Raw genomic sequence first — 13,109 nt, 5'->3', positions numbered from 1 at the left:
GCCAGATTAAAAGCATCAAGCCGTAGCGTAATTAAAACGCTAGGCCAGAAGTAGCTAGTTTTAGAGCGTCATCACCGCGCCAAATTAAATCAGTTAATCAAAGCGCTCAATCAAGCGGCCGTTTAAGACGAATTTCTTCCAGCTTGACAGCACCAAAGGCCACGGTTTTGAGGGATGGCATCTCGCGCTTAAAGCCTGCGGCTTGTTCAAAAAAGCGCATCCCACGCTCGTTGTTGAGCAACACCCAAAGCGACACTTGCGTGCAGCCCTCTTCTTTTAGGCCATCGCGTGCGCCGTCCCAAAGGGCCAAGCCAACGCCTTTGCCCCAATGCGCTTGCGACACGTACAAGGCCCAGACCTCTCCCATAGTCGAGCGCGTGCCGGCATCGCGTGAGCGGTCAAAACCAACAAAACCCACTAACTTGTCGCCATCAACGGCCACCAGCAATTGTGGTTCGCTGTATTCAATCGCTTCGCGCCAATAGGCTTGGCGTTTTTCGACGGTCATGCTTTTGAGGTAATCGGCCGGCATCAAATCTTTATAAGCAACTTGCCAAGTGGCAACGTGGATTTCAGAGATGGCTTTGGCGTCGCGTGAGGTGGCAGGACGAACGGAATAACTGGACATTAAAAAATCACTTGTGAATCAGGAAAAACAAATATGGAGAAGCAGAACTACTTGAAAGGACGACATTGTCGCGCATATCGCCAAGCAGTTGCTTGAGCAGGTAACACCACCGTGCGGCGTCAAGGATAAAACCTAACGCATACTCGGCGATATGCAAAACGTAGCGCCACCTGCCAGTCAGCTTTCAGCTCCAGTCTTTCAAGCCAAACGCGAGCAAGATGGCCGGGTCTTTGACGCCCCAGCCGATCTGCCATTGCTGGTGTCCGCCGAGCATGCGGGCTGGGTGCCACTAAGTTCCTGCCGCAACGGCACCTGCCGGACTTGTATCTGTAGGCTGGAAAGCGGCAGCGTCATCTACCGCATCGCCTGGCCAGGCCTGAGTGCAGAAGAAAAAAAAGAAGGCTGGATATTGCCCTGCGTCGCCTATCCGCAATCGGACGTGGTGCTACACCTCCTGGGCTAGAAAAGTTTGCCTCCCGAGGGGACAAAAACCACGCCGTAATAAAACGTCTTAGACACAAAAGCATGTAGTGTTCTGTCAAATATCTCTGCCAGCATTAGGGCATGCCCCTGATTCCATTTGACCTGCTTAGCCTATATGGCACCCAAGACACCCGTGCGACCTTTGCCGAGCATGAAGCGCTCAAAACCATATTGCGCGCCGGTCAAAACCATTTCGAGATTCACAGCCTGTGTGAAGTCAACACCCAAAAACCGCCCTACCCGCAATTTCCGGTCCTGTGTGCCAGCATAGGCAGCAAAGACCCAGCGGCGCCAGCGGTAGGGTTTTTCGGCGGTATTCACGGCTTAGAGCGCATAGGCACGCAAGTCGTACTGCACTATATGCGGGCCTTGCTGTTTCGTTTGGAGTGGGATGAGTTGCTACACCAGCAGCTAGAAAAAGTACGGCTGGTGTTCATGCCCATCATCAATCCCGGCGGCATGTGGGCGCACACACGAGCGAACCCAAATGGTGTGGACTTAATGCGCAACGCGCCGCATAGGGCACAAGACCGCGTACCATTTTTAGCCGGCGGCCAAACCCTTAGCTCGCATCTGCCGTGGTACTGCGGTAGGCCGGGAGAGCCCATGCAGGCCGAGAGCCAAGCCCTGCTCAGCGTCGTGCGCGAACAACTCGCGAATCGGCCTTTTAGTTTGGCCTTGGACTGTCACTCGGGTTATGGATTTGAGGACAGCCTTTGGTTTCCCTACGCCAAAAAGCGGCAGCTAATGAATCATCTGCCAGAGATGTTTGCGCTCAAAACCATGCTCGAACAATCCATGCCTCACCACCATTACAGTTTTGAGCCGCAAAGCAATCAATACTTGTTGCACGGCGACTTGTGGGACCACGCCTATGATGCGTCGCCGCAAGAAAATATTTTTTTACCCATGACGCTAGAGCTGGGCTCATGGCTGTGGATACGCAAAAATCCGCGCCAGTTATTCTCACGCCACGGCATATTCAACCCAATACTTGAGCACCGCATCAAGCGCGTACTGCGCCGACATGCAGAACTCTTAGACTTTTTAACCCGCGCTGCTTTTTCTGCACAGCGCTGGCTACCACACAGCCAAAGTCGCCCAGATTTACAACAACTCGCCACAGCTTACTGGCGGCCAAGGCGTCAAGCATGAACGTCATACTTTTACGCGGCCTGACGCGTGAGGCTGGCCACTGGGGAAGTTTTGCCAATGCGCTGCACGCACTTGGCCTGAACATCATTGCGCTAGACCTGCCCGGCAATGGCCGTTTTCATCAACTCGACTCACCGATGTCAGTGCCAGCTATGTTGTCATTTGCACGCCTACAGCTAGGCCAGCGCAGCCAACAAACGCCGTACTTGCTGATAGGCATGTCATTAGGCGGCATGGTCGCAGCCGAATGGGCGCATCAACATCCACAAGAAGTCGCTGGCTTGGTGTTGATCAATACCAGCATGCGGCCCTTTAGCAACCCGATTGAACGACTCAGGCCTAGCCACTGGTTGTTATTAATACAAATGGCGCTGCGATGGAAGAATGCGCAATTTATAGAAACCCAGATTCACGCGCTAACTTGTGATCAAAAAAACCAAACAGAGATAAAACAAAAAATAGATATTAAAGACTGGTTAGCACTGCGCAAAAGCGCGCCAGTCAGTGGAATAAATGCGGCGCGCCAGCTTTGGGCGGCCGCGCGATATAAAGGCCAGCCAAAGCCGCCAGCCGCACCGGTATTGGTGCTGTCATCGAAACAGGATGGACTGGTTAATCCAATTTGCTCAGAACGCCTAGCCAAAGCGTGGCAAGTCAGACATTGCCAACATGCTTGGGCCGGCCATGACTTGCCACATGACGATGAGGAATGGGTATGTCATCAAATCAGGGCTTGGATGCAAAGCGTTGAGCTTTAAATTTTGATAAAAAACTACAAAGTAATAAAGAAAATATTTGTAGGGGATATTTAAAAACAAAGCTTTTAAAAAAAATTAAATATTAATAAATAAAATTAGAAGATTTTTGAAAAAATTCAAACTAATATATTAAATATATACATTGACATGAGTAATTAAAAAACCAAGAAAAAAGTTTAAAGAAAATAGTCGCAATAGTAGGCCTGCCTACTTGTCATAAAACATTAAAGTACAGCGTAATAATTCTTTAAGAATTTCATAACATTTAAGACCTAGTAAATATTAGGTTGTAAGAATAAACTTTAAGAGCCTTTTGGCTTTCATTTTCTTCTTATTACTCTAGGAGATTACTTAAATGCAAAACTCACCACTCACTGGGAAACCAGTATTTATTCATAGCCCACTGCAGACAAACCTAGAAATCCAAGTGCCGGATAACAAGCATGCTGTAAAAGTAAATTCTGAACCATTGCCGCCAAGCGCCTCATCAAGCGTCACGAGTCAATCGTCATTACTTGAGCGATCTGTCGCCACAGCCGAGACAACGAGTAGTAAATCAGACAGAAAGTCGTCAGTAATAACGAGTCAAGATTTTGAAAATTTAAACTTGGATAATTCCACCAAAATTTTAAACTTCGTCAGAGTCTTTGACTTGGAAAATCTTTTAAGCGGTAGCAGTCCAGATAGTTACTTAAAGAAAGAATCAATTGATCTAAACGATCCACTTTTTTATGAAAGTTTCTCAAAAGTCAACTTCAGTAAGCTGAGCTTACCTTTTATAAAAATATTAGTTGAACATGGTTTGAATTTAGACACGGAAAACTATATCTCCTTGATGAATGAAAGAATAGTTTTACTAAATCATGTTAATAATGATAGTTTTAATGAAACACTAAATATGGCATTGTTGACACAGGCTCCTGTTCCAACCATACCCTTCAATCAACAAAATAAAGATAATGCGAAATTATTTAACGAAAATATTAGATTTTTTGCTAGCCAAACGTCCACAGATCAAATTAAAGAGAGCATCAATGCATCGGAAACAGGGCTGGGTATCGAATCAGCCCTAAAAAGTTTTGATGCCGGCAAAATCGAACGCTACGATAAGACACAAGGGCTGCACGCACAATTAAACGAAATATTTCCAAAAGTTATATCGACAATAATCACTGAATACCTAAATGAATCACCAGACAAAGATTCAAAGCGTCCACCTGACCCACCAGCTGAACCTGATCCAGCTAATTGTTGCGTAATATTGTGATTTAAAGGTGTATATATTTGGTGTATATATCGGGAAGGTTTATAACTATATCTAGGCGCTATTTATTAAAACGGCGAATGCTAGATATTTACCAATTTGGTTTGGTTTGGTTTGAAAATTTAATGCTCTGGAGAAAGCTTTGATGTAAGGCTGTGATGTGAATCATGGCCTTACTTGTTTTTGCAAGACGGTCTCTCATGATCGCTAAAAATTAATGATACTCATCGTTGACAACGACTTACAAAAAACCCCCCACAAACATCTTGAGGCAATTATTTATGAAATGTACACAGCATAAATTTGCCAGAGCGGCTAGTCGCGACAGTCTTTATTTAAAAGTAAATATTGCGAAAAAATGCTCAACTTAAGGACGCTAAGCACATTCAAAAACTTAAATTTTTAGCACTTGACGAAATTCGATTGCTTTAATTAGGATAAATCTTTTCATCTCGCGGATTCAAGTCTGAAGTGCAACTTTGAAACTAACCGGACGGGTGGGTGAGATGTGAGAGCATCCAAGCTTCCCGACCACCAAGTCAAAGTTGCCCAGAATGATTTACACACACCTCACCCGTGACGAACGTTACCAGATTGCAATCCTCGCCAAAGCAAACTTCAATCAAAGTGAAATTGCAAAAATGATGGACCGTGATAAATCGAGCATCAGCCGTGAGTTGCGTCGTAACCGCGGTCTACGAGGCTATCGCCCTAAGCAGGCAAATGACAAAGCCCAAGAACGTAGACTTGCCTGCGCCAACAGTCCTAGAGTTGCTGACTCGACATGGGCTGTAGTGGAGGAAAAGTTGGCTGAGGCTTGGAGCCCCGAACAAATCAGCGGCCACCTCGAAGCTCGATGCCAACCCGGTGTTAGCTATGAGAGCATTTACCAGTACATCTACGCTGACAAACGCGCGGGCGGCAGCTTGCATAAAACACTGCGTTGCCAGAAGACGCGAAAAAAACGCAGCAGCGGCCGTGAACGGCGCGGCACCATCTCTCGCCAGGTCTCAATAGAACTGCGACCCGCCATCGTGCTTGAGCGTGCGCGCTTTGGCGACTGGGAGGCTGATCTGGTGATTGGTGCCGGGCAGAAGCAAGCCCTAGTGACGATTAACGAGCGTGTCTCTCGGTATTCAATAATTTTCCACGTGCCATTCAAAACAGCGCAAGCCGTAGGGGACGCGTTAATCACTTTACTTAAACCATTCGCTCATTGCGTGCACACACTCACGACAGATAACGGCAAGGAATTTTCTCAGCATGAACGAATAGCTTCTGCGCTGAGTGCAGATTTCTTTTTCGCCCATCCATACGCCTCGTGGGAGCGTGGGGCAAACGAGAATATGAACGGTTTGATTCGCCAGTTTTTCCCAAAGGGGATGCGCTTTAATTGCATCACCGACGATGACATTGCTTTAGCGATGCACAGGCTCAATCATCGTCCTAGAAAATGTTTGGGGTATCGAACACCGCATCAGGTTTTTATGGAAGAGTTAAAGTCCAACTAACACGCTGTTGCACTTCAAGCTTGAATCCGCCTCTGTATAAATATTTCGGTACTGACAAAATATAGCTTTCATAAAAATAAATACCAAATATTCAATAAGCTTACTTGTGCAACTAAATTGATAGTAAATAGTTATCTATTTAAAAAGTTTTTATGAAAACTACTTTTACTTGTCTGAAACTCTCTATGCACAGCTTAATAAAGCTTAAAACTTTTAGTATTTAAATAACCCTCAAAAATTTTTAATATTTCAATTTTTACACATGGAGTTTACTCATATGCAAAGATCCTCAAGCCTTGGAAGACCAGTAACTATCCACACAATAAAGGCATCAACTGAAAAAAATAAAAAGACGGATAGCAAGCAAGTCGTTCAACTAACAGCCGAACCAAACCGAACAGGGCCATTTATCGCCAGCAATCAAAAATTGCTACGTGAGCGCAGTGTTGCCGTAGTTATACCGAAAATTTGTAATCAATCGAACGAGGAATCGCAAGAAATAAGGGCTGAAGATTTCGAAAACATAATCTCAAATAAAAATAAAAATAAAAATAAAAATAAAAATAAAAATAAAAATAAAATTTTATGTTTTTTTGATCGATATAAAGATGGCAAATTTGATAGTGCATATAACCTAGGAATTTTCTTAGAAAAAGAATTAATCGATCTTAACGATGAGTGTTTTTTTAATGAATTTTCAACTAAATATTTTGAAAGTCTTCCCATAGATTTTATTAAAGTATTGGTAATGTTTGATTTAAATTTAAATACGGAAAATTACATTAATTTAATCAATGAAAAATTATTTCTAATGAAAGGTGGTATTGAATTAGAAAATGATCGGCTAATTAATAGTATGAGTATTTTGGGAAAATTATCAGCTCAACTCGGTTACGACTTTGAAGACAAATATGGTATGGGCGATACTATTAGTTTTTTTGCGTGTCAAATACCGACAGATGAAATTAAACACAATGCTACTGCCTGGAAATCCGAGATTTATAAAGATAAATTCATCGAAGCATTCGATAAAGGTAGGCAATATCGTTCGGAACGAATTTAAAAAATTCAAATTGAATTAGAAAAATATTTTCCACCTGTTTTATTAAGAATAATATTAGATTACACATCCGAATCAGCTGGCAAGGACACAAAGCACCTTCCTCAGACGCCAGACTCATCAAGTCGATGCGAAATACAGTGATTTAAATATGTGACTACAGGCTTTAAGACAACGTTTTTAACTGTTTAAATCACGGTTGCTAGCGTAATTAACAACAATATTTTCTGGTTTCAGATGGAGCGACTGAATAACTCGCCATCAATATGTAAAAAGCGTCGGTAGTTTTTAAATAGCTAGATTTAATGTGCAAACTTTTGACTAGATCCAAGATTTGATCGGCTAGTTTCTACATCTTAAGCCTGTGCCAAAAAAGCAAAATGGTGCTTCGTCAAGCAGACGCCCAAACTAACCGAGCGAGCAAACGCCCGATAAAGCGGTGTGTAAAAGAATATCTCCTCCATGCTTGGATTCGAAAGCAAGAACCACTTCTGCATGCAGCGAACACAAAACATAGTACGCAGTGATAACGATGGCGGCCCAGTCTTGCCTCCAGGAAAAAATGTCGCAACGAGTTCGACTAAAGCAGCCAACGGAACAACTTTTTTCACCTGCTCGAGGAACACTTGCTCGCGCATCTTCTTGACAGGATCTATGGCGCTCAACTTAACAGGTGTTTAACGGGCGACCGTTTAGGTTCTATTCAATACCGCCTGCATTAGATTTGTCTTTACCAATTTAATTTAATTTTTAAAAATTAAGTATTAGCCGTACTCACGTAGAACTTAAAACACAGATGCACAACGTAGTGAATTAAAAATAATATTTTAAAAACCGTTAGACCCTAGTGTTTTTTTTAACGGCAGAATAAACTTTCAAAGTTTTTGACTTTTTATTTTATTCTTATCACATTAAGAGATTACTCAAATGCAAAATTCACCGATCAATAGGCAAACAGTATTGACTCCCACACAAACGGCTTCAGTTGAAAAACCTAAAGTGAAAGATGGTAAACATACTGCGCAAGTAAGTCCGAATTCAATCAGGGCGCGGGCGACCACCACCATCCATCAAACACCACTGCAACAGCGCTTAGTCAGCAGAATCGAAACAACGACGAGCAGTAAATTAGACAGAAAATCATTACCCCTTACAACCCAGGACTTTGAAAATTCGCCCGTACAAAACAAAAACTCAGAAAAACAAAACGGAAATGCGGTAAAAATTTTAAATTTTATTGATCACTTTAATATTGGTGGTTTTACAACCGTTGACAGTCTGAAAAGTTACTTAGGACAAGTATCAATTGATCTGAACGATTCACTTTTTTTTGAAAACTTCTCAAGTTTATATTTTATAAAAATAAACTTATCATTTACCAAAGCCTTGATTGATTTCAATCTAAATTTAAATACAAATGAATACAATTTATTAATTTTTGAAAAATTAAATGTATTGATTAAAGTTAAAGAAAATGAAATTATAAATAATATTAACTTTATTTTAAATTCCTCTGGTCTTCTGCAAAATGTCAATACCGAAGATACAGAAAATGCCAAAGATATAATGGAAACTATTAAATTCTTTGCAAGTCAAACATCTTCAGATCAAATAAGAAATATTGCTGCAACCATAAAATCAAAGACTCATCAAAAGAATTTTCTTGCAGCGTTTGATGAAGGTAGAAAAGAGCGGTGGGACAGGACTCAAGGACTTCACACGCTACTGATCGACCTTCTTCCGTCGGCGTTATCGACGATAACCACCGATTACATAAATGAATCACCAGACATAGGTGCACAACGTCCCACAGACATACCGCCACCTGACCCATCAAGCTGTTGCGTAATATTGTGATCTAAGGGTGCAGGTAATACTTTGCTTGAATGCGCTTTTTTAAACCAATGAATATCGACCAACAGCGAATCTTGCAGCGGTTTAATGATTAGATTTAAGGCTGTGATGTAAATCACGGCCTTTCTAGTTTTTGCAGGGCGTAGTCACAACATCAAGATCAGTCAGAGCAAAGCTGCTGCACGCATCACTGCGCGCAATCAAGAGAAAAAAATACAGCCATGAGTTTTAAAGCGCAAGCCGTGCAACGGGCACGTTAACCTGAGCTATTGCAACACGTAGCTATCCACGCCATAGATAGCTAATGCGACTATTTAAGTCACAAACACAACACAAAACATCAATAAGTAGTCTTATATAATTAATAAATTATTTATCACACAACTTAATTAAGTTAACCAATTGAGCCCTTTTCTAATCAGATGTGAAGGAAAGATTTCTGAGCTTGGGATAGAAAAAGTGTCACAAACTAACTGACATTGATCATGAACCAGTTACCCATTGAGCCCCTCGATACACCGAGTGATCCTTTAATGGCGCCCGTGGCGTCCGAATTTAATAGCCTAGAGCCGTTGCAAGCGACTAAAAAAAAATTCATTCGCACGCGGCGAATCTGGTCGTTGAGCTTGGGAACAGCGGAAGTCTGGCGCCAAGACCCGGCATTTGGTGAACTAGCAGAAATGGTGATGAGCCTGTCCGGTACTAACAACAAAATTAACGCGAAACAAGCCATCTGTGAGATGCGCACAAAAGCCCAAGCACTGCGCAACCGTGTGCCGCCATTGACTGCTAGTGCATTGGTTAAAGTGATTCGGCGTACCGAAGCGGCCTGCGGCGCGGTGTTGGACAAAGGCGCAAGGGTTCAGGAAGTACAAGCTAGTTGGGACCACTTCATAGCTTGCCTGGAGTCAAAACAAGACCCGCCACCAACTTAAGCAATTAACTATGGCAAGTTTTAAACCCGCTTGGCAACGGCAAGCATCCCCAGCTTTGTCATTCGCTAGCCCAACAAAGCTAACGTAGCTAATCAGTAATGCTGCTGACATCCCACCCCTTGAAAGTCGATGCTATTTTTGGCAAGTAGCGCAAACTTCCTTTTACGGCTTACAAAAACAGGTAAAGATGAGGTGCATGATACGCATCATGTTACTTAATGCATTGCCTTTCAAAAAACCGCTAAAACGCATAACCCTAAGCCTTCTAGGCTCAGCAAGCTTATTTTCAGCGCTGCTATCAGCGCCAGCAATCGCCGCAAGTCCACACAAGTTTGAAGACAACATGGCTCAGCGCACGCTAGCCTGCACCGCCTGTCATGGCCCTCAGGGTCGAGCTGCACCGGATGGGTTTTATCCGCGACTAGCGGGCAAACCAGCCGGCTATTTGTTTAATCAATTGATTAATTTTCGTGACGGTAGGCGCAACTACGCTTTGATGTCGCAGCTGATCAGTCCTTTAAGCGACGACTACCTACTGGAAATTGCCGAATATTTTTCTACCCTTGACATCCCCTACCCTGCACCGCTACCGGCCAACGGCTCAAACGAATTACGCAATCAGGGTGAACGTTTGGTACTAAAAGGCGACAAGGCGCGTCAGATACCGGCCTGTGTTCAGTGTCACGGCCAAGCCATGACCGGTGTGGCGCCCAACATTCCCGGCTTGTTAGGTCTGCCGCGCGATTATCTGAATTCACAACTTGGCGCTTGGAAAACCGGCCAACGCAAAGCCCATGCGCCAGACTGTATGAAACACGTGGTCGAGCGCTTGAGCAGCGACGACATCAATGCCATTGGGAGTTGGCTCGCTGCGCAGCCATTACCCGCAAATACCCATGCGGTGCGCCAGAGGCCACCCTTACCGGTGGGAGAAAAAGCCATTGAATGCGGCAGCGCACCTTTGGCAGCGGCATTAGCTGCCGTGCCAACAACGGTAGGCGAAGCAACTATCTCCAAGGCCTCCATGATTGCAAAGGCCAAGCCATGAAAATCATGCTAAAAATCGGCTTCACTGCACTCCTCACGCTAATGACAGCCGGTGCAGCTGTTTGGTTTCTCAACAACCGAGATGAAGTAGACGTCGATGGCTTAGTCCAAACCACTATGGCCAGCAGTGTCAGCCACAGTCCGGCGAGTACTTTGGTCAACGATCGTCAAATCACGCGCGGCGCTTATCTGGCCAGTGCTGGCAACTGCATCACCTGCCATACCTCGCAGGGTGGCGCAGCGTATGCGGGCGGCGGCGGTATAGCCACGCAGTTCGGCACTGTCTACAGCCCCAACCTCACACCAGACGTTAAGACCGGCTTAGGCAGTTGGACGGCCGCGCACTTTTGGCGCGCTATGCATAACGGTCGCTCGAAAAGTGGTCGTCTGCTCTATCCGGTGTTTCCGTATCAGCAATACACCACGGTCACGCGGGAAGATTCTGACGCGCTGTTTGCCTATTTCAAAAGTCTTGCTGCCGTCGAGCAAGCCAATCAACCCAACACACTGCGATTTCCTTATAACCAGCAAGCCGCGCTAGCAGTCTGGCGGGCGCTTTACTTTCAGCCCGCCAGTTTTGAGCCGCAAGCCAAGCAAGACGCAGAGTGGAATCGTGGCGCTTATTTAATCAACGGCTTGGGCCACTGCGCGGCCTGCCACACCGCACGCAATGCAATCGGCGGCAGCACGGGGCAAGCGTTAGGCGGCGGCATTATTCCTTTGCAGAACTGGTATGCACCATCGCTGTTGTCGCCGCATGAGGGCGGCAATATCGACAGCGCGCAACTCGTGACATTACTTAAAACCGGCATATCACGAGATGCCGTCGTCATAGGTCCTATGGCAGAAGTTGTGCGTGGCGGCACAGCGCATATGAGCGTGAAGGATTTAGCGGCTATGGCGGCGTATCTCAAAACCTTGGTCAGCGACCAGCCTCTACTACCGAGTAGCGAGTTACCGGTGGCGTCTTTGTCAGCAGATCTGCCGGTCGCAGTGAGCGGCCAATCGGTCGCCGGCGCACAACTCTACGGCACACACTGCGCCCAGTGCCACGGCGACAAGGGCGAAGGCGTGGCTGGTGCTTACCCAGCGATGGCGGGCAATCGCGCAGTGACCATGCAGGACACTTCCAATTTGGTTCAAATCGTACTCAAAGGCGGCTTCGCACCAGCGACTGCCGGCAACCCTAGACCTTACGGCATGCCGCCATTTGTACTGGTGCTCAGAGACATAGAAATCGCCGCAATTTTGACCCACGTGCGCGGCAGTTGGGGCAATCAGGCCGGCCTGGTTTCACCGTTGACTGTGAATCGAATCCGCGGCAGATAGGGCAAAAAACTTTTCTACTGAAAAAGCATTTTTTTGAAAATCTCATTGTCTGCGCCATAATTAATAATCATACATATTAAAAAAATGGAGACAAGGCATGACTTTTCATAAAGGCATAGCGGCAGCATTTTTATGCCTATCCGGCTTAGCCAGTTTTTACTCAAACACGGCCTTGGCATCTGACGACGCTTACCCCAATCGTCCGATTAAGCTGCTGGTAGGATTTGCAGCTGGCGGCAGCTCTGACGTAGTGGCGCGCATCTTGTCGCCGCGTCTAGCCGAGGCGCTCAAACAAAGTGTGGTGATAGAAAATCGCCCCGGCGCAGGCGGCAATATTGCCTCTGACGCGCTGGTACGAGCCGCATCTGATGGCTACACCATCATGCTGGGCACGATAGGCTCTTTAGCCGTTAATCAGCACCTGAATAAACTCAGCTACGACCCACTCAAAGACATGGCGCCATTGTCTTTAGCCGTGGGATTCAGCAATGTATTGGTGGTCTCAGCTAGCAGCAATGTGCGCACACTGGACGACTATGTGCGTCAGGCCAAGCAGCCCAATTCAGCGCTGTCTTTTGGCTCCTCCGGTGTCGGCGGAAGCGGCCATCTGGCGGGCGAATTGCTTAAATCCGCCGCTGGCCTAAATAACCAACATATTGCCTACCGCGGCGGCGCACCGGCCATGAATGATTTGCTGGGCGGCTCTCTGGCGTCCATCTTTTCTAGCCCAACGGATGCCTTGCAATTCATCAAGGCGGGCAAACTACGCGCCATCGCAACAACCGGCTCCAAGCGCCTCGATTCATTGCCCGATGTGCCAACGATTGCTGAATCAGGTTATCCCGGTTTTCAAGCCAATAACTGGTATGCCTTTACCGCTCCGGTGCAAACACCGCCCGAATTTATCAAGCGCTTAAATAACGCCATAGTCACCACGTTGAGCGATGCGACAGTCGCGGCCAAATTACGCAAACTGGGTTTAGAGCCAACACCATCAACGCCCGATGAAGCCGCCCGCTACATGCGAGAAGAAAGTGAAAAATGGGGCGCGTTAGTGCGCAAAAACGGAATCAAAAGCGAGTGAT

The 13,109-nt window shown here is 45.7% G+C and carries 13 protein-coding genes; 11 read left to right on the top strand and 2 right to left on the bottom strand.

The annotated features are described in order from the left end of the window. Positions 1–106: 106 nt before the first annotated feature. Complete coding sequence (locus tag HC248_RS05740) at positions 107–628, bottom strand: GNAT family N-acetyltransferase (RefSeq protein ID WP_168921670.1); 522 nt, start codon at positions 626–628, stop codon at positions 107–109. A gap of 151 nt (positions 629–779) precedes the next feature. Between HC248_RS05740 and HC248_RS05735 the strand changes: the two genes are divergently transcribed. From HC248_RS05735 to HC248_RS05710, 6 genes are all read left to right on the top strand, one after another. Further along, positions 780–1,091: a 2Fe-2S iron-sulfur cluster-binding protein gene (locus HC248_RS05735; protein ID WP_168921669.1), complete on the top strand. Its 312-nt coding sequence runs from the start codon at positions 780–782 to the stop codon at positions 1,089–1,091. Between the two features lie 101 nt (positions 1,092–1,192). Next, the gene (locus HC248_RS05730; protein ID WP_168921668.1) at positions 1,193–2,266 is read left to right on the top strand and encodes a M14 family zinc carboxypeptidase; all 1,074 of its coding nucleotides are present in this window, start codon (positions 1,193–1,195) and stop codon (positions 2,264–2,266) included. Then, entirely contained in the window at positions 2,263–3,024 is a 762-nt protein-coding gene (locus tag HC248_RS05725) for an alpha/beta fold hydrolase (RefSeq protein WP_168921667.1), read from the top strand. Before HC248_RS05730 ends, HC248_RS05725 begins: the two co-directional genes overlap by 4 nt. A gap of 355 nt (positions 3,025–3,379) precedes the next feature. Beyond that, positions 3,380–4,291, top strand: a complete 912-nt coding sequence (locus HC248_RS05720) for a hypothetical protein (RefSeq protein ID WP_168921666.1) — start codon at positions 3,380–3,382, stop codon at positions 4,289–4,291. Between the two features lie 551 nt (positions 4,292–4,842). Beyond that, on the top strand, positions 4,843–5,799 hold the full coding sequence (locus HC248_RS05715; protein WP_168921001.1) for an IS30 family transposase: 957 nt from the start codon (positions 4,843–4,845) through the stop codon (positions 5,797–5,799). 277 nt (positions 5,800–6,076) lie between these two features. After that, the gene (locus tag HC248_RS05710) at positions 6,077–6,862 is read left to right on the top strand and encodes a hypothetical protein (RefSeq protein WP_168921665.1); all 786 of its coding nucleotides are present in this window, start codon (positions 6,077–6,079) and stop codon (positions 6,860–6,862) included. Positions 6,863–7,215: 353 nt separating this feature from the next. On the opposite strand, the gene HC248_RS05705 is transcribed toward HC248_RS05710, so the two are convergent. Further along, on the bottom strand, positions 7,216–7,524 hold the full coding sequence (locus HC248_RS05705; RefSeq protein WP_168921664.1) for a transposase: 309 nt from the start codon (positions 7,522–7,524) through the stop codon (positions 7,216–7,218). A gap of 295 nt (positions 7,525–7,819) precedes the next feature. On the opposite strand from HC248_RS05705, the gene HC248_RS05700 reads away from it, so the two are divergent. The 5 genes from HC248_RS05700 to HC248_RS05680 all read left to right on the top strand — a co-directional run bounded on the left by HC248_RS05700 (position 7,820) and on the right by HC248_RS05680 (position 13,108). After that, the gene (locus HC248_RS05700; protein ID WP_168921663.1) at positions 7,820–8,716 is read left to right on the top strand and encodes a hypothetical protein; all 897 of its coding nucleotides are present in this window, start codon (positions 7,820–7,822) and stop codon (positions 8,714–8,716) included. Positions 8,717–9,198: 482 nt separating this feature from the next. Next, positions 9,199–9,648 carry a hypothetical protein gene (locus tag HC248_RS05695; protein WP_168921662.1) on the top strand — a complete coding sequence of 150 codons (450 nt, stop codon included), beginning with the start codon at positions 9,199–9,201 and terminating at the stop codon, positions 9,646–9,648. A gap of 196 nt (positions 9,649–9,844) precedes the next feature. After that, positions 9,845–10,696, top strand: a complete 852-nt coding sequence (locus HC248_RS05690) for a c-type cytochrome (protein ID WP_337778963.1) — start codon at positions 9,845–9,847, stop codon at positions 10,694–10,696. After that, a complete protein-coding gene (locus HC248_RS05685; protein ID WP_168921661.1) occupies positions 10,693–12,024 on the top strand; it encodes a c-type cytochrome in 1,332 nt (443 codons plus the stop codon). The genes HC248_RS05690 and HC248_RS05685 overlap by 4 nt, the downstream gene beginning before the upstream one ends. Positions 12,025–12,121: 97 nt before the next feature. Then, complete coding sequence (locus HC248_RS05680; RefSeq protein WP_168921660.1) at positions 12,122–13,108, top strand: Bug family tripartite tricarboxylate transporter substrate binding protein; 987 nt, start codon at positions 12,122–12,124, stop codon at positions 13,106–13,108. The last annotated feature ends 1 nt before the right edge of the window (position 13,109 follow it).

This window comes from Polaromonas vacuolata, assembly GCF_012584515.1.
GTDB lineage: Bacteria > Pseudomonadota > Gammaproteobacteria > Burkholderiales > Burkholderiaceae_C > Polaromonas > Polaromonas vacuolata.
Note: the sequence above shows the minus strand (reverse complement) of the source record. Positions and strands in the feature narration are given on the sequence as shown.